Raw genomic sequence first — 20,748 nt, forward strand, 5'->3', positions numbered from 1 at the left:
CGTCGTCAGGGCGGGCGCAACCTCCTCAATGACTCGCCGCCGTCGAAGCGCCCAGGCCTGTCTCTGACCTGACCTGCTGCGCCGGATAGGCCGCACGCTCGCCAGCGGCCCGGTTGCTCTTGTCGAGCACCGAGAACAACCAGATGCCCACGAAGCCGATGGTCATCGAGAACAGCGCCGGCGAAGCGTAGGGGAACAGCGCCGAGCCCTTCGGATTGCCCAGCGTGGCCTCCCAGACCGACGGCGAGACGATGGTCAGGATCACCGACGACGCCAGCCCCAGGAAGCCGCCGATGACCGCGCCGCGCGTGGTGCAGTCCTTCCACAGCACCGACATGAACAGCACCGGGAAGTTGGCCGACGCCGCCACCGCGAAGGCCAGCGACACCATGAAGGCGATGTTCTGCTTTTCGAACGCAATGCCCAGCAGCACGGCCACGACGCCCAGGGCCACCGTCGTGATGCGCGACACCTTGAGTTCGGCGGCGCTGTCGGCCTTGCCCTTCTTCACCAGCGTCGCGTAGATGTCGTGCGACACGGCGGACGCGCCCGACAGCGTGAGGCCCGCCACCACCGCCAGGATGGTCGCAAAGGCCACCGCCGAGATGAAGCCGTAGAACACGTTGCCGCCCACCGCCTTGGCCACCAGCACCGCCGCCATGTTGGCCGCGCCGCCACCGCCCTTGATGGTGCCCGTGGCCGTGTCGGCGAACTCGGGGTTGGTCAGCACCAGCGTGATGGCGCCGAAGCCGATGATGAAGATCAGCAGGTAGAAGTAGCCGATCCAAGTCGTTGCCCAGAACACCGACTTGCGCGCCTGCTTGGCATCGGGCACGGTGAAGAAGCGCATCAGGATGTGCGGCAGGCCGGCGGTGCCGAACATCAGCGCCATGCCGAAGGAAATGGCCGAGATCGGATCTTTCACGAAGCCGCCCGGGCCCATGATGCTCAGCCCGATGGCCGAGGCTTCCACAGGGCTCTTGCCCGCGTTGCTGGCAATGTGCGTGCGCACCTCCACCGACTTGGCAAAGAGCGCCTCCGGGCTGAAGCTGAACTGGGCCAGCACCATGATTGCCATGAACGTCACGCCTGCGAGCAGCAGCACCGCCTTGATGATCTGCACCCAGGTGGTCGCGGTCATGCCGCCGAAGAGCACGTACACCATCATCAGCACGCCCACGAGCACCACGGCCACGATGTAGTCGAGCCCGAACAGCAGCTTGATGAGTTGCCCCGCGCCGACCATCTGCGCGATCAGGTAGAAGGCCACCACCACCAGCGTGCCGGAGGCCGCGAAGGCACGGATCGGCCCGGGCTGGAAGCGATAGCCCGCCACGTCGGCAAAGGTGAACTTGCCCAGGTTGCGCAAGCGCTCGGCCATCAGGAAGGTGATGACGGGCCAGCCGACCAGGAAGCCGATGGAATAGATCAGCCCGTCGTAGCCGGTCGCCATCACCGCGGCCGAAATGCCGAGGAAGGACGCTGCCGACATGTAGTCGCCCGCAATCGCCAGACCGTTCTGGAAGCCGGTGATGCCGCCGCCTGCCGTGTAGAAATCGGACGCCGACTTGGTCCTGCCCGCCGCCCACTTGGTGATGAACAGCGTGAGCACCACGAAGCCCGAGAACATGGCGATCGCGATCCAGTTGGTGGGTTGCTTGTCGGCCTGGCCGACATCGCCGCCCGCGGCCAGCGCCACGCTGCCGGCGAGCAGCATCGCCATCGCAATGAAGAATTTGACGAAAGGACGGCTCATGGCTTGGCCCTTTCCAGGATTTCTGCCGTCAGGCGATCGAACTCGCCGTTCGCGCGGCGGATGTAGATCGCAGTGATGACGATGGTGAACACGATGACCCCGAGCCCGATCGGGATGCCGATGGTCGTCACCCCGGTGCCGATCGGTGTCGCGAGGAATGGCTTGTTGAAAGCGATGAGCGCGATGTAGCCGTAGTACACGACCATCATCAACGCGGCGAGCAGCCAGCCGAAGCTGTTGCGCTTGCGTCGCAACTCCATGTACCTGGGGTCTGACTGGATCTTCTGAACGATGGGATCACGCATGACTTGGGTCTCCGGTAGGTGGGTTCGGCGCGATTCTGGGTCGCCGCTTCCACCCACGGGGGGAGACGCAAACATTCGTCACATTGCAAACTACATCGCTGCGCACATGGCGTGCGCACCCGCCGCAACTTACTCCCAGCTGACAGCGGCGGCGAACATGTAGCCCGCGCCGTAGACAGTCTTGATGATGACCGGATCATGCGGATCGACTTCGATCTTTCGGCGCAGGCGCGAGATGCGCACGTCGATGCTGCGGTCGGTGGGCAGCAGGTCGCGCGCACCCATGAGTTGCTCGCGCGTGAGGATCTGGTGCGGCCGCTCGACGAAGCAGCGCAGCACCTGGGTCTCGGCCGTGCCGAGCAAATGCTCGGTGCCGTCCGGCGCGCGCAGCACATTGGCCGCGCAGTCGATCCGCCAGCCCAGGAAGGTCGCATAGCGCCGCTGCATCGCGCCCGTTGCACCGGCCGCGGCCATGCGCCGGCGCAGGATGCTGCGCACCCGCGCCACCAGCTCGCGCGCCTCGAAGGGCTTGGTCATGTAGTCGTCGCCGCCCAGCTCGAGCCCCATCACGCGGTCCGCCGTGTGGCCGCGGCCGGTGAGGATCAGCACGCCCGCGTTGGTCTGCGCGGTGATGCGGCGCACCAGGTCGATGCCGTCCATGTCCGGCAGGCCGAGGTCGACGATGCACAGGTCGGGCTTTTCAGTTTGCAAGCGACGCAGCATGCCGGCGCCGGTCTGGAAGCCTTCGGCGTTGAAGCCGAATTCGGTGAGTGCATTGAGCACCAGCTTCATGACGGCCGCGTCGTCCTCGATCACGAAGATCAGGGAACGCGGCGCGCTTTCGTCGCGCAAGGGATGAGCCAATGGCGTGTTCATTCGCGTGCCGCCTCGATCGCATCGGAGAGCTGGACGGAGGTGAAGGGCTTGATCAACCACGGCACGCCGTCCACCGCGTGGTCGCCGGAGGCGTTGCCGCTCATGAGCACCACGGCGCGCGCAAGGTGCAGTTGGCGCGCGGTGGCCGCCAGTTCGCGGCCGCCGACATCGCCGGGCATCGCCACGTCCGACAGCAGCAGCGCAATGTCGGGGGTCTGGCGCAGCAGGGCCAGCGCGGCGCCGCCGCTGTCCGCCTCGATCACCGCATAGCCCAGGTCGAGCAGCGTGCGGCGCACCACGCGGCGCACTTGCGTTTCGTCGTCGACCAGCAGTGCCAGTCCGCGTCGGCCCGGTGCAGCGGGCGCCGCCGGCGCTGCGGGCGGTTTCGGGCTCCGCTCGCTCGCCGGCAGCCACAGCGAGATGGTGGTGCCCCGGCCGGGCTGGCTGCGCACGTCGATGGCACCGCCCGACTGCTTGATGAAGCCGTACACCATCGCCAGGCCCAGGCCCGTGCCGCTGCCCAGCTGCTTGGTGGTGAAGAAGGGCTCGAACATGTGGGCCACGGTGCGTGCATCCATGCCGCAACCGTCGTCCTGAACGTCGATGCGCACGCAATCGCCGGGCCGGGTCTGGAGCGCGGCGGCGGCGTCAGGGTCCAGTTGCGCCGGCCGCGCGCGCAGCGTCACAAGGCCGCCCTTGGGCATGGCGTCGCGCGCATTCAGGACCATGTTGAGCAGGGCCTGCTCGAACTGCGCCGCGTCGATCCACACGCGCAGCGGCAGCGCACCGACGTCGACCTCGACCCGCACCGCGTCCGGCAGGGAGTGCCTGACCAGCCGCTCCACGCCGCGCAGCAGGCCCGCCACGTCAGCGGCCCCCGCCTGCAGCGGCTGGCGGCGTGCGAAGCGCATCAGGCCTTTCACCAACTCGGCACCGCGCCGCGAGGCGTCGAGCGCAGGCTGGATGAATTCCGCCACCTTGGGGTCCTCAGGGTCCGCGTCCCTCAGCGCCGCGAGGTTGCCGATGACGACAGTCAGAATGTTGTTGAAGTCGTGCGCCAGCCCGCCCGTGAGGTGGCCCAGCGCCTCGAGCTTTTGCGCGCGCGAGAGCAACTCCTGCGAGCGCTTTTGCTCGGTGATGTCGAAGGTCAGCTCGAAGCAGCCGGCCACCGTGCCGTCGCCCGCGCGCTCGGGGACCAAAGAGGTGCGCACCGCACGCCGCTCGCCCGTATGGATGAACAGGTCGTACTCGAAGGTGACCGATTCGCCCGCCACCGCGCGAAGCACGTAGGGCTTGACCAGCGCATACACCTCGTCGCCCAGGAAGGCACGGGCGCTGACGGCCTCGGGTTTTGTCGAGTCGATGCGAAACCAGTCCTGGTAGGCGCGGTTCAGGTAGCGGTACACGCGGCGCCGGTCGAAGTACGCAACCAGCGCCGGAATGGAGTCCATCACCAGCCGCATGCGCTCCTCGCTGCTGACCAGTTCCGCGGTGCGGGCCGTCACGCGGCTTTCCAGCTCGGCGTTCTGCTCGCGGATGGTGCGCTCGGCGTTGCGCTGCGCGGTGACGTCGGAATACAGCGTGACGAAGCCGTGGCCGGGCAGCGGCTCACCATGGATGTGGAGCACCAGGCCACCGGGGCGGGTGCGCTCGATGTCGTGCGTCCTGAAGGTGCGCGCCGCCGCCACGCGTTCGGCCACCAGCGCCTCGGGGTCGCCCGGACCGTATTCGCCGCGCCGGGCGTTGTAGCGGATGAAGGTCTCGAAAGGCGTGCCCAAGCTCGCCATGCCCTCGGGGAAGTCGAGCAGGCGCTCGTAGGCACGGTTCCACGCCACGAGCCGCAGGTCGGCGTCGAAGATCGACAGCCCCTGGTCGAGCAGGTCGAGCCCGGCCTGCAGCGTTTGATAGCGCGCCAGTGGAGCCGTCTGTGCGGCCGCAATTGCGTTGTCTCTCAAGGGATCTCCCGGCGAATGTGGTTGCCACGACCCGAAACACGTGGTTTATAGCCGAGCCGGCCTTGCAAACATTCGTCATCTTTCGAGCCGAATGGTGCAACGTTCATGGCCGATGCTCGGGCTGCCATTGAAACACTGTCCGCCGGAGAACCACATGATGCGCATCAACCCTTACGCGATGGGACTCGACAAGAATGCTGCGAATTTCGTGGCGCTGTCCCCGCTGTCCTTCATCGAACGCTCGGCACAGGTCTATCCCGGCCGCACCGCCGTCATCTACGGCAGCGAGCGCCGGACCTGGGCGCAGACCTACGCCCGCTGCCGGCGCCTGGCCAGCGCGCTGGCGGCCCGCGGCATCGGCCCCGGCGACACCGTGGCCGTCATGCTGCCCAACACGCCGGCCATGTTCGAGGCCCACTTCGGCGTGCCGATGAGCGGCGCCGTGCTGAACACGCTCAACACCCGGCTCGATGCGCCGGCCATCGCCTTCATGCTGCAGCACGGCGAGGCCAAGGTGCTGCTCACCGACCGGGAGTTCTCCGGCGTGGTGGCGCAGGCGCTGTCCACGCTGGGCGCGCACCGTCCGCTGGTGATCGAGGTCGAGGACGACGCGGCCCCCGCCGGCCAGCGCCTGGGCGAAATCAGCTACGAAGACTTCCTCGCCGGCGGCGACCCCGAATTTGACTGGCAGTTGCCGGCCGACGAATGGGATGCCATTGCGCTGAACTACACCTCCGGCACCACGGGCAACCCCAAGGGCGTGGTGACGCATCATCGCGGCGCCTACCTCAATTCCGCCAGCAACGCGCTCGCCTGGAACATGCCAGATCAAGCGGTCTACCTGTGGACGCTGCCCATGTTCCACTGCAACGGCTGGTGCTTTCCGTGGGTGCTGGCGCTGGTGGCGGGTACGGGCGTGTGCCTGCGCAAGGTCGAGCCGGCCGCCGTGTACGGGCTCATCCGCGAGCATCGCGTGACCCACATGTGCGGCGCGCCGATCGTCTACAGCATGATGATCAGCGCGCCGGCCGAAGCGCGCGCCGGCATCGGCCACACCGTGCAGGGCCTCGTGGCCGGCGCCGCGCCGCCGGCCGCCGTCATTGAAGGCTGCGAATCCGCCGGCATCGAGATCACCCACGTGTACGGCCTGACCGAGGTCTACGGCCCGTCCGCCATCTGCGCGCGGCAGGATTCGTGGAAGAACTTGCCCATCGAGGAGCGCGCCCGCCTCAATGGCCGCCAGGGCGTGCCCTACCCGCTGCAACAGGCCGTGACCGTGCTCGACCCTGACACGATGCAGCAGGTGCCGGCCGACGGCGAGACCATCGGCGAGATCTTCTTCCGGGGCAACGCGGTGATGAAGGGCTACCTCAAGAACCCCGGCGCCACCGAGGAAGCCTTTGCCGGCGGCTGGTTCCACACCGGCGACCTCGGCGTGCGCCACCCCGACGGCTACGTGAAGATCAAGGACCGCAGCAAGGACGTGATCATTTCCGGCGGCGAGAACATCTCCTCCATCGAGGTGGAAGACGCCCTGCACCACCACCCGGCCGTGCTCAGCGCCGCGGTGGTCGCGCAGCCCGACACGAAATGGGGCGAAGTGCCCTGCGCTTTCGTCGAACTCAAGCCCGGCCACGACGGCCTGACGCAGGATGAACTCATCGACTTCTGCCGCCCGCTGCTGGCGCGCTTCAAGGTGCCCAAGCGCATCGTGTTCGGCGAACTGCCAAAGACCTCCACCGGAAAGATCCAGAAATTCGTGCTGCGCGAGCGCGTGCAGTCCGTGAGCGCCATCGAGTGAACGAACCCGCCCAAAGGAACCATGCCATGACCTCTCCCACCGAAGTCTTCATCGTCGCCGCCGCCCGCACCGCCATCGGCACCTACGGCGGCAGCCTCAAGGACGTGCCGCTGGCCGACCTGGCCACGCTCGCCGTCAAGTCGGCGCTGGAGCGCAGCGGCGCACCGGCAGACGCCATCGGCCACCTGGCCATGGGCACGGTCATCCCGACCGATCCGCGCGACGCCTACCTGAGCCGCGTCGCCGCCATCAACGCGGGACTGCCGAAGGAAACGCCCGCCTTCAACGTCAACCGGCTGTGCGGCTCGGGCCTGCAGGCCATCATCTCGGCGGCGCAGTCCATCCTGCTGGGCGACTGCGAGATGGCGATCGGTGCCGGCGCCGAGTCGATGTCGCGCGGCCCCTACCACGTGAGCGCCATGCGCTGGGGCGCGCGAATGGGCGACGCCTCGATGGTCGACTACACCGTGGCCGCCCTGCACGACCCCTTCCACAAGATCCACATGGGCATCACGGCGGAGAACGTGGCGGCGCAGTACGGCATCACGCGCGAGATGATGGATGCGCTGGCGGCGGAAAGCCACCGCCGTGCAGCCTCCGCCATCGCCGAAGGGCGCTTCAGGAGCCAGATCGTGCCGGTCGAGATCGCCACGCGCAAAGGCACCGTCGTGTTCGACACCGATGAGCATGTGAAGGCCGACACCACCGTCGAGACGCTGGCGAAGATGAAGCCCGCCTTCAGGAAGGACGGCGGCACCGTCACGGCCGGCAATGCCTCGGGCATCAACGACGGCGCGGGCGCGGTGGTGCTGGCCAGTGGCGCGGCGGTCAAGGCGCATGGCCTGACGCCACTGGCCCGACTGGTCGCCTACAGCCATGCGGGCGTGGAGCCGACCATCATGGGCATCGGCCCGGTGCCGGCCACACGGCGGGTGCTGGGGCGCGCTGGCCTGGGCATCGACGACCTGGACGTCATTGAATCGAACGAAGCCTTCGCGGCGCAGGCCTGCGCCGTGGTGCGCGAACTCGACCTCGACCCCGCCAAGGTCAACCCCAACGGCTCGGGCATCTCGCTCGGCCATCCCATCGGCGCGACGGGCGCCATCATCACCACGAAGGCGCTGTACGAACTGCAGCGCATCGGCGGCCGCTACGCGCTGGCCACGATGTGCATCGGTGGCGGACAGGGCATCGCAGCCATTTTTGAACGCGTTTAAGGAGCACAGCATGAACACCGCAACGACACAGGCCGCGACCGCCACGACCTCCCTGACCTACCCGCCTTCGGCGAACACCGTGCGCAACGCGCACGTCTCCGGCCGCGCCGCCTACGACGCCCTGGTGGCCGAAGCCCAGGGCGACCACCAGGCTTTCTGGGCCCGCCTGGCGCGCGAGTTCATCACCTGGAAAACACCCTTCACCAAGGTGCTGGACGACAGCAACGCGCCCTTCTTCAAGTGGTTCGAGGACGGCACGCTCAACGCCTCGTACAACTGCCTGGACCGCAACATCGAGCGCGGCCTGGGGCAGAAGACGGCGATCGTCTTCGAGGCCGACGATGGCACCGTGACGCAGGTCAGCTACGAGCAACTGCTCGAACGCGTCTGCCGCACCGCCAACGTGCTGCGCCTGCTCGGCGTGAAAAAGGGCGACCGCGTGGTCATCTACATGTCGATGTCGATCGACGGCGTGGTGGCGATGCAGGCCTGTGCGCGCATCGGCGCGATCCATTCGGTGGTGTTCGGCGGCTTTTCGTCGCAGGCGCTGCGCGACCGCATTGCCGACACCGGCGCCGTGATGGTGCTCACCGCCGACCAGCAGGTGCGCGGCGGCAAGCACCTGCCGCTCAAGGCCGTGGTCGACGATGCCCTGGCGCTTGGCGGTTGCGAGAGCGTTCGTCACGTGCTGGTGACGCGGCGCACTGGCGCCGACGTGCCTTTCGAGGCACCGCGCGACCAATGGATGGCGGACCTGCTGGCCGTGCAGCCGACGACCTGCGAACCCGAATGGGTGAGCGCCGAGCATCCGCTGTTCCTGCTCTACACCTCGGGCTCCACCGGCAAGCCCAAGGGCGTGCAGCACTCCACCGGTGGCTACCTGCTGCATGCGGCGCTGACCTGCCACTGGACCTTCGACCTCAAGCCCGAGGACGTCTTCTGGTGCACCGCCGACATCGGCTGGGTCACCGGCCACACCTACATCACCTACGGCCCGCTGGCGCTCGGCGCGACCGAGGTGGTGTTCGAGGGCATCCCGACCTACCCCGACGCCGGCCGCTTCTGGCGGATGATCCAGGACCACCTGGTGACGGTGTTCTACACGGCACCCACCGCGATCCGCTCGCTCATCAAGGCTGCGGAAAGCACGCCGACCGCCCACCCGCGCAACTACGACCTGTCGAGCCTGCGCATCCTCGGCACGGTGGGCGAGCCCATCAACCCGGCCGCCTGGGAGTGGTACCACGAGCACATCGGCGGCGGGCGTTGTCCGATTGTCGATACCTTCTGGCAGACTGAAACAGGCGGCCACATGATCACGCCGCTGCCTGGCGTGCACGACCTGGTGCCCGGCTCCTGCAGCCTGCCCTTCCCCGGCATCGACGCCGACGTGGTCGACGAGGCCGGCAACCCCGTGCCTTGGGGCCAGGGCGGCATCCTGGTGGTGAAGAAGCCGTGGCCCTCGATGATCCGCACCATCTGGGGCGACCCCGAGCGCTTCAAGTCCAGTTACTACCCGCAGGACTTCCAGGGCCGCTACTACCTCGCCGGCGACGGCGCCATCCGCGACGCGGACACCGGCAACTTCACCATCACCGGCCGCATCGACGACGTGCTGAACGTCAGCGGTCACCGCATGGGGACGATGGAAATCGAATCGGCGCTGGTCTCGTGCACCGCGCTGGTGGCCGAGGCGGCCGTGGTCGGGCGGCAGGACGACACCACCGGCGAGGCGATCTGCGCCTTCGTGGTGCTCAAGGGTCCCCTGCCCACCGGCGACAAGGCCACCGCGATTGCCGCCGAACTGCGCGCCTGGGTGGCCCGCGAGATCGGCCCCATCGCCAAGCCCAAGGACATCCGTTTTGCGGAGAACCTGCCCAAGACGCGCAGCGGCAAGATCATGCGGCGCCTTCTCCGCGGCGTGGCCAAGGGAGAGACCGCCGTGCAGGACACCTCGACGCTGGAGAACCCCGCCATCCTGGAGCAATTGGGACAGGTCTATTGAGACGTCCGGATCGAGACAAATTCCTACATTTTCTGTAGGGGATTTGCATCACCCTGTCGGCCAGCGACGACGTGGTGCTTTTCTCTGTGGCCTAAAGTTCACAAACTTTGTGAACTGGTTCCTTTTTGCGGCCGTGATGGAACGGCCGCCTTTACATGCACCATCTCAGGGCGACACCATATGAATCAATTGTGAAAAGCTGATTACGAGACAACGCGAAAGGATCTGCGTGACCGAGTTCGAAGGAACGACCCTGCGTCGGGTGCTGGAATATCACGCGGGGATCCGGCCTTCGGCTTCCGCCCTGCTTTCACCGGGGCATCCCTCCCTCAGTTATTTGCAATTGCTGGCCGCCGCGGACCACACGCGGCATTGGCTGGCCACCTTCGGCCTGGGCGCCCGATCCCGCATTGCGGTGCTGCTGCCGACCGGCATTCCGCTGGCCCTGGCCAACGTGGTGCTGGCCTGCAATGCGACGGTGATCCCGCTGCATCCCGGGCTGACGCCGCTCGAGCTGGAGGCGCTGCTGCGTGAAGCGCGCGCCGACGCTGTACTCGGCCGGCCCGGCGACGCCGTGGTGTCGGACCTGGCGCGGCAACTCGGCGTGCCGGCGCTTCCCTTTGACCTGTCACGACTCCTGCAAAAGTCGGCCGAGGCACCGCCGAACCGGCAAGACCACGACGCCTCGCCCGCGCCCGGGGACACCGCCTTCGTCCTCTTCACCTCGGGCACGAGCGGAAAACCCAAGCGCGTTCCGCTCACCCAGCAGCAGGTGCTGGCATCGGCGCGCAACATCGCACAGCACCTGGCCCTCACGCCGGACGATCGCGGCTTGCTGGTGATGCCGACCTTTCACGGCCATGGGCTGATCGGCGGCCTGCTGACGCCACTGGTGGCGGGTTCGTCGGTGGTGTGCACGCCGGGTTTCGATGCCGTGAACTTCACGCAATGGATCACCGGATTCGCGCCCACCTGGTACAGCGCCGCGCCCTCCATCCACCAAGCCATCGCCGACCTCGGGGCCAGGCTGGGGCCGGCGTGGCCGGAACATCGACTGCGCTTCGCCCGCTCGGCGTCGTCGGCGCTCACGCCGGCGTTGATGCGCGATCTGGAGGCGCTGTGGCGGGTGCCTGTCATCGAGGCCTACGCCATGACGGAGGCGGCCACGCAAATGGCCAGCAACCCCCTGCCGCCCGGCATCCGGAAACCGGGATCGGTCGGCCCCTCGGCAGGCGCCCAGGTTCGCGTGATCGACGCACAGGGACACGACCAGCCTTGCAATGTCGAGGGGCGCGTCGTGGTGCGCGGCCCGGCGCTGTTTTCCGGCTATGAGGACGCGCCCGAGCAGAACAAGGAGGCCTTCCTGGACGGCTGGTTCATCACCGGCGACCTGGGTTGGCTCGGCACCGACGGCTATCTCTGCATCGCGGGCCGAACGTCCGAACTCATCAACCGGGGCGGCGAAAAGATCGCCCCCTATGAAGTCGAACAGGCGCTGATGGCCTTGCCGGGCGTTGCCCAGGCCGTGGCTTTTGCCGCACCCCATCCAACGCTGGGCGAGGACGTGCATGCGGCCGTGGTGCTGGCGCGCAACGAGGTGGCCGACCCGCGCGCCCTGCGCCGGGCACTGTTCGGCGCCCTCGCCGACTTCAAGATCCCCGCCACCATCCACGTGCTCGACAAACTGCCCACCGGCACGGCCGGAAAGCTGCAGCGCCGCCGGATGCACGAGCAGATTCAATCCATTCCACGGGCATCGACGGGCGCGCCTGAAGTGCGCCAGCCGCTGACCGCATTGCAGGCACGCGTCGCCGCGCACTTCGAGCAGATCCTGGGCCAGTCCATCGGTGATGGCGATGAAGATTTCCTGGCGATGGGTGGCGACTCGTTGTCGGCCGCGCGGCTGGCGCTGGCGCTCAGCCAAGGCTTCGGCGTGCAACTCCCGGTGGCCCAGGTGCTGGCGTCGCCGTCCGTCACGGAGATTGCAGCGCTTGTCCAGGAGGCCATGGACAAAGCTGCCCTGCACGACGATGGGGCTCACGCCGCACACGATGATGCAGCGCCCCCCGATCTGCAGGACGCCGACGGCACCGCACCGCTCTTGCTTGCGCAGGAAGGCATCTGGTTCGTCGATCAGCTGGGCAGCGGCAACGCGGCCTACCACATTCACTCGGTCACGCGGCTGAAGGGTCAACTCGATGCCGGGCGCCTCCAGCGAAGCCTGCATGCGCTGCTCGCGCGGCATGCCAACCTGCGCACCGGATTCCACACCACGGACACCGAACCCGGGCAGCGCGTGATTCCGGCAGCGCAGGCGATGGAGCGCTTCAGCCTGCACCTCGTGGAGATGCCCGAGGGAGCGGACGAGACCCCGCGCATCGCCGCCCTCATCGCCGAGCCCTTCGACTTGTCGCATGCGCCCTTGCTGCGTGCCGCCCTCCTGCGGGTTTCTGGCGACGAGCACGTGCTTGTGCTGGTCGCGCATCACATCGTGGTGGACGGATGGTCGATGACTGTTCTTCATCGCGACCTGGGGCAGCTCTACGCATCCGGCGACGCCCCAGCGCTCCCCGCGTTGCCGCTGGCGCCGTGCGAGCATGCACGGTTGCAGCGCCAGCACTTCGAGCGCGGCGACATGCAAGCCGCGCTGGACTACTGGCGCGTCAAACTGCGCGATGTGCAAACGCTGGAACTGCCCGTGGACACGCCCCGCACTTCCAGGGCCGCTGGAAGCGCCGGCAAGACGCACGACTTCCGCATCGAAGCCGCACTTGCCACCGCGCTGAGGCGGCTCGCAAGACAGCACCAGGTCACGCTGTTCACCGCCGTGCTGACCGCGTTCCAGGCGCTGCTGCTGCGCTACACCGGCCAGACGGACATTGCCATTGGCGTGCCCGTGGCCGGGCGCGACGATCCGCGCCTGCTCGACGCGGTCGGCCAGTTCGTCAACACGGTGGTCGTGCGCACCGACCTGCAAGGGCAACCCGGATTCATCGAGTTGATGCGCCGCAATCGCACGACCGTGGTCGAAGCGCTGACGCACCAGCAGATGCCTTTCGAGCGACTGGTGGCCGAACTCAGTCCGCAACGCGACGCGGGCCGCAATCCGCTCTACCAGGTCTCCTTCTCGCTGGAGAACTTCGCCCATCGCGACCTCGCGCTTGACGGGCTGCAAAGCGAGCGCCTGGGCGTGCACTCGGCGTGCGCCAAGTTCGACTTGTCGCTTACCGTGATCGAAACCGGGCCCGGCGGGCACCTGGACGCCGAGATCGAGTACCGCACGGACATCTTCGCGCCGCGCTCGATCGAACGCATGGCGGCGCACTTCGGCAACCTCCTGTCGGCCATGGTGGTCGAGCCGCAAAGCGCCGTCACGCGCCTGCCGCTGATGGACGCCGCCGAGCGGCAACGCATGCTGGTGGCGTGGAACGATCCGCCACAGCCCCTGGCACACGATCATCAAAGCGTGCACGCGCTCTTTCGCGCACAGGCCCGCCTGACACCCGACGCGGTCGCGCTGCGCTTCGGCCAGCAAGACATGCGCTATGCCCAGCTCGACACGCTGTCGGACCAGCTCGCGCATGACCTTCGACGCCGCGGCGTGGTCCCCGGATGCGTGGTCGGCCTGTGCATGCCGCGTTGTTTCGGATTGGTCGTCGGCCTGCTCGCGGTGTTCAAGGCCGGCGGCACCTACCTGCCGCTGGATTCGGAACATCCGCCCGACCGGCTGCAGGCCATGCTCGTGGACGCGGCGCCACGCTTCGTGCTGGCCGATGCGCAACATGGTGGCGCACTGCGCCAACTGGATGCCGCGGCGAACTTCGGGATCATCGACGTGCCGGCCGACGGCGGCGCCATGCCGGCCGACGCCGTGCCCGCGGTGCGGGACTTGACGCGGCCCGAGCACGTCGCCTACCTCATCTTCACTTCCGGCTCCACCGGCATGCCCAAGGCCGCGCAATTGATGCATGGCGGCCTGGCCAACCACGTGCGGTGGATGAAGGACACGCTCGGGCTCACGCCCAGGGACCGCGTGCTGCACAAGACCTCCATCAGCTTCGACGCCTCGATCTGGGAGTTCCTGTCGCCCCTGGCCTGCGGTGCGCAGGTTGTGCTGGCGCCGCCCGAAGTGCATCGCGACATGCATCGGCTGGCAGCGACATTGCAGGCCAACGCCGTCAGCGTCGTGCAGTTCGTGCCGTCCGAGATGCGCGTGATCCTCGGCGAGGCGCAGATGGCGCAATGCACGAGCCTGCGCTACGTGCTGTGCGGTGGCGAGGCCCTGGACCGCGACCTGGCGCTCGCCTTGCGGCGCTGCCTGCCGGCCGTGCGACTGGGCAACTTCTACGGCCCGACCGAGGCCACCGTCGACAGTGCCTGGTTCGAGGTGGGCGAACAGGTGCCCGAGCGCGCCGTCGTGCCCATCGGCCGTCCGGTGGACAACGCCCAGCTCTACGTGCTGGACGCGCACATGCAGCCACAACCCGTGAACGTGGCCGGCGAGCTGTACGTGGGCGGCCTGGGCGTGGGGCGCGGCTATCTCAACCGGCCCGAACTCACGGCGCAGCGATTCCTGCCCAACCCCTTCCGGCCCGGCGAACGCCTGTACCGCACGGGGGATCTTGCGCGCTGGCTGGATGAAGGCGTGGTCGAATTCATCGGGCGCGACGACCAGCAGGTCAAGCTGCGGGGCTTTCGCATCGAGCTGGGCGAGGTCGAGGCCGCGGTGAATGCCTGTTGCGGGGTGACGATGTGCGCGGTGCTTGCGCGCGAAGATGTTCCGGGGCAACGCGAACTGATCGCCTATGTCGTCGTCGACAGCGCGACAGGCGCCGATGCGCCTGCCCTTCGAACGCAGTTGCGCGCAAGGCTGCCGGAGCACATGGTCCCCGCGGCCTTTGTGTTCCTGCCGCAGTTGCCCAGACTGGCCAATGGCAAGGTCGACCGGCGCCAGCTTCCGCGGCCCGAGAGCGAATCCGTGGCGTCGGACCGCACGGGACCCCGCTCTCCCGTGGAGGAAAGCCTGCACGACATCTGGCAGCACGTGCTCGGCAAATCGGGTTTCGGCATTCGCACCAACTTCTTCGACCTGGGAGGCCATTCCCTTCTTGCGACGCAGATCGTCTCGCGCGTGCGCTCCCTCTTCAAGGTCGACCTGCCCTTGCGCAGCATGTTCGAGCATCCGACCATCGAAGGGCAGGCGCGGCTGGTGAACGGCAAACTCGGCGGCCCGTCCTTTGCCGAAAGCACGGCACTCGCGCCCATTGCGTTGCTGTCGCGCGCACAGTCCTCGCCCGTGTCCTTTTCGCAGCGGCGCCTGTGGCTGCTGCATGAAATGGACCCGCGCGGTGCGGCCTACAACATGTGCGAGGCACTGCGCCTGCGCGGCCCCTTGCAGCACGCCGCGTTGCGCACTGCGCTGAACCAGATGGTGATGCGGCACGAAGCCTTTCGCACCACCTTCGAGCTGGGCGATGCCGAGCCCATGGCCGTCATCGGCGAGCCGCAAGCGGCCGTGTTGATCGAGCTCGACGGGAGCGGTTGGAGCGGCGAGGACGCAGAGTTCGAACGCCAGGCCGCGCACATTGCAGCGGAGCCATTCGACCTCGCACGCGCGCCGCTGCATCGCTTCATCCTCGTGCGCCTGGGCGAACAGGACCATCTGCTGGTGATGGTCATGCACCACATCATCGGCGACGGCTGGGCGTGGAACGTGCTGCTGCGCGAACTGCAGGCGCTCTACGGCGCGGCCGTGCAGGGCAAGACGGCCAACCTGCCCGCACGCGCCATCGACTTCATCGACTTTGCCGCTTGGCAACGCGCGCACATCGACGACGATGTGCTGGCCCTCCAGACCCGCTACTGGATGCAGCAACTGGCCGGATGGAGCCCGCTGAACCTGCCCGCCGACACCGCGGTGGTGCAACGGATCTCCAGCCAGGGCGCGCGGGCACGGCTCGAACTGTCCGGGGCCTGGATCGAGCGCGTGCAACGCTTCAGCGCGCAGCACAGCGTGTCGCCTTTCATGAGCTTGCTGGCAGCCTTCCAGCTCCTGCTTTCACGTTACTGCGGACAGGACGACGTGGCGGTCGGCACGCCCATCGCGGGCCGCACGCGGGTCGAGGCGGAGGAAGTGGTGGGCTCGCTCATCAACACGCTGGTGCTGCGCTGCCGGCTTCATCCCGAACAGGACTTTCACGCGTTGCTGGCGCAGGTGCGCGAGACCTGCCTGTCGGCTTTTGCGCACCAGGACATTCCGCTCGATTACCTCGTGGGACGCCTGCGCACCCAGGAGACCGGCGCCCGGGTGCCCGATCTTCGCGTGATGTTCAGCGTGCTCAACGTGCGCCGTGAATCGGTGCAGATGGAAGGCCTGGACGTCAGCTTCCTCTCGTTGACCCTGGGCGCGACCCAGGTCGACCTGGCGCTGAGCGTCGACATCGAGGGCGAGCGCGCCCTGTTCCTGACCTATTCGACCGAGCTCTTCTCGGCGGAGACGGCGCAGGCGCTGCTGGACAACTACGCGCAACTGCTGGATCGGCTGATCGAATCACCCGGCACGCCGTTGCAGGGGATTGCCCTGCCGACGCCCCGGCAACTCGCCCTGCTGGCATCGTGGAACCAGACGGCCGTCGATCATCCGCGCGGGCAGACCTTGCCCGGCCTGCTTTCGCTGCAGAGCGGCAACAGCGCGGTGGCGCTGCAGCAGTTGCCCGGCGCGACACTGCACTACACCGAACTCTGGTCGAGCGTGCACCGGCTGGCCCATGCCTTGCGCACCCGTGGCGTGCAACGCCGCACGCGGGTCGGGCTTTGCCTGGAGCGCGACCCCACCATGGTCATCGCGCAACTGGCCGTGCTGGCGGCCGGCGCCGCCTATGTGCCGCTGGACCCCGCGTATCCGAAGCAACGCCTGAACGACATGGCGCTGGACGCAGGCCTTGTCTTGCTGCTGACCCGGCAGGAGCAGGCATCGCTCTGGGAAGACCTCTCGCTGCCGACGATGCTGCTGGATGCGCCCGTGGATCCCACGGAACATCCGGACACGGCGCCCACGCCCGACGCCGCGCGTGACGCCGGCCCGGACGATCCGGCCTACGTGATCTACACCTCCGGCTCCACGGGCAAGCCCAAGGGCGTGGTGGTGCCCCACCGTGCCGCCGTGAATTTCCTGCTGTCGATGCAGCGCGAGCCCGGACTGTGCGCCGGGGACGTGCTGCTGGCCGTCACCACGCTGAGCTTCGACATCTCGGTGCTCGAACTCCTGCTGCCGCTGTCCGTGGGCGCCACGGTCGTCCTGGCCACCCGCGAACAAGCCGGCGACGGCTTGGCCCTGAGCGCCCTGCTGGAGCGCTCGCAAGCCAACGTGATGCAGGCGACGCCTTCCACCTGGCGCCTGCTGATCGACTCCGGCTGGATGGGCGGGCCGCGGATCAAGGCGCTCATCGGCGGGGAAAGCCTCAGCACGCACATGGCGCAGGCCCTGTCGGGGCGTGCGGGCGAGGTGTGGAACCTCTACGGCCCCACCGAAACCACCGTGTGGTCCACGTGCTGGAAAGTGCCGGGGGCGGCAAAGTCCATGTCGATCGGCCGCCCCATTGCGAACACACGCGTGCACGTGCTGGACGCGCACGGCAACTGCTGCCCTGTCGGCGTGTCGGGCGAAATCTTCATTGGCGGCGAAGGCGTGGCGCTGGGCTACCTGAACCGACCCGAGCTGACCGCCGGGCGATTCGTTCCCGAGCCTTTCGGCTCGCCGCCGGGTGCGCCCATGTACAGGACGGGCGACCGGGGCCGCTGGCGCCACGATGGCACGCTCGAGCACCAGGGCCGGCTCGACTTCCAGGTGAAGCTGCGCGGTCATCGCATCGAACCCGGCGAGATCGAAGTGCAGTTGCAAGCGCATCCCGCGGTGTTGCAGTGCCTGGTGATGGCACGCGAAGACCGGCCGGGCGATCCGCGCTTGGTGGCCTACGTGGTGACCGCCGACGGCACCTGCGACGCCTCGGCGCTCAGGGAGCACCTGCGCGCGACCTTGCCCGACTACATGCTGCCGCAGCACTTCGTTGCGCTGCAGGCGCTGCCACTCCTGCCGAACGGAAAAATCAATCGCGGGGCGCTTCCACCGCCCGGGCGCGAGCCACGCACGGTGCGAGGGCCCCGGCAAAAGGGTCACTCACCGGCGGAAGGCGCGCTCGCCAGGATCTGGGCCGACGTGCTGGACGTGGAGATCGAGGACATCGATTCGCACGACAACTTCTTCGACCTTGGGGGCGACTCGCTGAAGGCCGGCCGCACCGTCGTCTTGTTCGAACGGCAATGGGGATTTCGCATGGAGCCAAGGCGCTTCATTTTTGAAACGCTGTCCCAGTTGGCGAGCGGGATGGAACTGGGCTCGCCCGCTGAACAGGCGGTGCAGGCCACGCCGTCCGCGGAAGGCGGGGCGGGCTGGTGGAAGCGGCTGGTCAAGAACCTGCAGTGAGCGGCTGGAGTTCTGTCGCGCTTGGCGCAGCGTCATGGATCACCGACATGCTCAGGGCAAGGAGACGCCCGCCGCCGCTGCCGCGGCCCGAACCTGCGGCGGCCAGTTGATGTTGCCGGGATCGCGGCCGCTGGCCATTCCCATGAGGTAGCCAGGCTCTGATGCGATGTTCCTGAAGCCGCGGGAAACGCCGGGAGGTATCGCGATCGTGTCCCAGGTCTCGAGTACCACATTGCGTTCACCTGAAGGGCCCCAGAAGATTTCCCATCTTCCGGACAACACCACGAACACTTCCTGCGTCAGGTGGTTGTGCAGCGGCGCCGACTTGCCGGGTTCGCAGCAGACGATGTTGAGATGAAACCCCTCGGCCTCGAGCGGTGCGGCGGGCGGGTTGCCGAGCACCCTGAAGGTGCTTCGCTCGCAGCCTGGAATGGACGCATCCACGTAGTCGCCGGTCGGCTTCAGCGAGCGAAAGCGGGCGACGCGCATTTCCATTTCCGCAATCGTCGGGTTCGCATCTGTGATCGGGGCCGTGGGTGACATGGGCTGACTCCGCGAGCATCGGTGCTGCAGTGTAGTTTTGTGCTGTTGTGTCCGGGGCTGCCGCTTGCGCTGTCCCCTTGTGGAGCAACTGCGCCTTCCTGCAGCAGTGGCCCCCTCGCCCTGCGCGGTGCTGCATGCGACCGAGATTCCGGGAAAGTCCTTTCGTGGCAACGGCTTAGGTCGAAGCGCGTGTGGCTGGCCCTGCGTGGCCCGCGCCTTGCGCCATGCAAGGGCGAGCAACGACAACTTGCTCCACCCTTCAATCAACCCCGACCGGAGACGACTCATGGACATGGCAGAGATCAGCCACCTCGGCATCGCAAACCCCTACAAGAAGCAGTACGGCAACTACATCGGGGGCCAGTGGGTCGCGCCGATCGACGGGCAGTACTTCGACAACGTCACACCCGTGACGGGCAAGGCCTTCACGAGCATTCCGCGGTCGAACGCGAAAGACATCGAAGCGGCACTCGACGCCGCGCACAAGGCCAAGGCCGCGTGGGGCCGCACGTCGCCCACGGAACGCGCCAACATCCTGCTCAAGATCGCCGACCGCATGGAGCAGAACCTGCAGGTGCTGGCGGTGGCGGAGACGCTGGACAACGGCAAGCCCCTGCGCGAAACCACGGCCGCCGACATGCCGCTGGCCATCGACCACTTTCGCTACTTTGCGAGCTGCATTCGGGCGCAGGAAGGCGGCATCAGCGAGATCGACCACGAGACCTACGCCTATCACTTCCACGAACCGCTGGGCGTCGTCGGCCAGATCATTCCGTGGAACTTCCCGATCCTGATGGCGGTGTGGAAGCTGGCGCCAGCGCTCGCCGCCGGCAACTGCGTGGTGCTCAAGCCCGCCGAACAAACGCCGGCCTCGATCCTGGTGTTGATGGAAATCATCGGCGACCTGCTGCCCGCGGGCGTGCTCAACGTGGTGAACGGCTTTGGCCTGGAAGCGGGCAAGCCGCTGGCGTCCAGCCCGCGCATCGCCAAGATCGCCTTCACCGGCGAGACCACCACGGGCCGGCTGATCTCGCAGTACGCGAGCCAGAACCTGATTCCGGTCACGCTGGAACTCGGCGGCAAGTCGCCCAACATCTTCTTCGAGGACGTGCTCACGGCCGACGATGCGTACTTCGACAAGGCGCTCGAAGGCTTCACGATGTTCGCGCTCAACCAGGGCGAAGTGTGCACCTGCCCGAGCCGCGCGCTGATCCAGGAATCGATCTACGAGCGCTTCATGGAACGCGCGATCCAGCGCGTCGAAGCCATCACGCAGGGCCACCCGCTCGACATGGGCACCATGATCGGCGCACAGGCGTCGCAGGAGCAGATGGAGAAGATCCTCTCGTACATCGACCTGGGCAAGCAGGAAGGCGCGCAGTGCCTGACAGGCGGTGCGCGCAAGGTGCAGACCGGCGAACTCGCGGCGGGCTACTACGTCAAGCCGACGGTATTCAAGGGCCACAACAAGATGCGCATCTTCCAGGAAGAAATCTTCGGCCCGGTCGTGTCGGTGACCACCTTCAAGACCGAAGAGGAAGCGCTGGAGATCGCCAACGACACGCTCTACGGCCTGGGCGCCGGCGTGTGGACGCGCGACGGCGCACGCGCCTTCCGCATGGGCCGCGGCATCCAGGCCGGGCGCGTGTGGACCAACTGCTATCACGCCTATCCGGCGCACGCCGCATTCGGTGGCTACAAGCAGTCAGGCATCGGCCGCGAGAACCACAAGATGATGCTCGACCACTACCAGCAGACCAAGAACCTGCTGGTGAGCTACAGCCCGAACAAGCTGGGCTTCTTCTGAG

At 67.4% G+C, this 20,748-nt stretch carries 10 protein-coding genes; 5 read left to right on the top strand and 5 right to left on the bottom strand.

What is annotated here, in order from left to right; genetic code table 11:
• Positions 1-25: 25 nt before the first annotated feature.
• From QTI66_RS03960 to QTI66_RS03975, 4 genes are all read right to left on the bottom strand, one after another.
• The gene (locus QTI66_RS03960; protein ID WP_444814938.1) at positions 26-1,756 is read right to left on the bottom strand and encodes a cation acetate symporter; all 1,731 of its coding nucleotides are present in this window, start codon (positions 1,754-1,756) and stop codon (positions 26-28) included.
• Positions 1,753-2,061 (bottom strand): DUF485 domain-containing protein, encoded by a 309-nt coding sequence (locus QTI66_RS03965; protein ID WP_286557621.1) that lies wholly within the window; start codon positions 2,059-2,061, stop codon positions 1,753-1,755. The genes QTI66_RS03960 and QTI66_RS03965 overlap by 4 nt, the downstream gene beginning before the upstream one ends.
• A 129-nt stretch (positions 2,062-2,190) precedes the next feature.
• Positions 2,191-2,937 (bottom strand): response regulator transcription factor, encoded by a 747-nt coding sequence (locus QTI66_RS03970; protein ID WP_286557622.1) that lies wholly within the window; start codon positions 2,935-2,937, stop codon positions 2,191-2,193.
• Positions 2,934-4,892: a hybrid sensor histidine kinase/response regulator gene (locus QTI66_RS03975; RefSeq protein WP_286557623.1), complete on the bottom strand. Its 1,959-nt coding sequence runs from the start codon at positions 4,890-4,892 to the stop codon at positions 2,934-2,936. Before QTI66_RS03975 ends, QTI66_RS03970 begins: the two co-directional genes overlap by 4 nt.
• Before the next feature lie 157 nt (positions 4,893-5,049).
• Between QTI66_RS03975 and QTI66_RS03980 the strand changes: the two genes are divergently transcribed.
• The 4 genes from QTI66_RS03980 (at position 5,050) to QTI66_RS03995 (ending at position 18,397) form a co-directional block, all read left to right on the top strand.
• Entirely contained in the window at positions 5,050-6,693 is a 1,644-nt protein-coding gene (locus QTI66_RS03980; RefSeq protein ID WP_286557811.1) for an acyl-CoA synthetase, read from the top strand.
• 26 nt (positions 6,694-6,719) lie between these two features.
• Positions 6,720-7,910, top strand: a complete 1,191-nt coding sequence (locus QTI66_RS03985; RefSeq protein WP_286557624.1) for an acetyl-CoA C-acyltransferase family protein — start codon at positions 6,720-6,722, stop codon at positions 7,908-7,910.
• A 10-nt stretch (positions 7,911-7,920) separates the two neighbouring features.
• Positions 7,921-9,915, top strand: coding sequence for an acetate--CoA ligase (gene acs, locus QTI66_RS03990; RefSeq protein ID WP_286557626.1), 1,995 nt, complete (start codon positions 7,921-7,923; stop codon positions 9,913-9,915).
• A gap of 229 nt (positions 9,916-10,144) precedes the next feature.
• Positions 10,145-18,397, top strand: coding sequence for a non-ribosomal peptide synthetase (locus QTI66_RS03995; protein WP_286557627.1), 8,253 nt, complete (start codon positions 10,145-10,147; stop codon positions 18,395-18,397).
• Positions 18,398-18,448: 51 nt separating this feature from the next.
• Here QTI66_RS03995 and QTI66_RS04000 read toward each other — a convergent pair whose 3' ends face one another.
• The gene (locus QTI66_RS04000) at positions 18,449-18,940 is read right to left on the bottom strand and encodes a cupin domain-containing protein (RefSeq protein ID WP_286557628.1); all 492 of its coding nucleotides are present in this window, start codon (positions 18,938-18,940) and stop codon (positions 18,449-18,451) included.
• A 286-nt stretch (positions 18,941-19,226) separates the two neighbouring features.
• Between QTI66_RS04000 and adh the strand changes: the two genes are divergently transcribed.
• Entirely contained in the window at positions 19,227-20,747 is a 1,521-nt protein-coding gene (gene adh / locus QTI66_RS04005) for an aldehyde dehydrogenase (RefSeq protein ID WP_286557629.1), read from the top strand.
• Position 20,748 lies beyond the last annotated feature (1 nt).

Source organism: Variovorax brevis, from assembly GCF_030317105.1.
GTDB lineage: Bacteria > Pseudomonadota > Gammaproteobacteria > Burkholderiales > Burkholderiaceae_C > Variovorax > Variovorax brevis.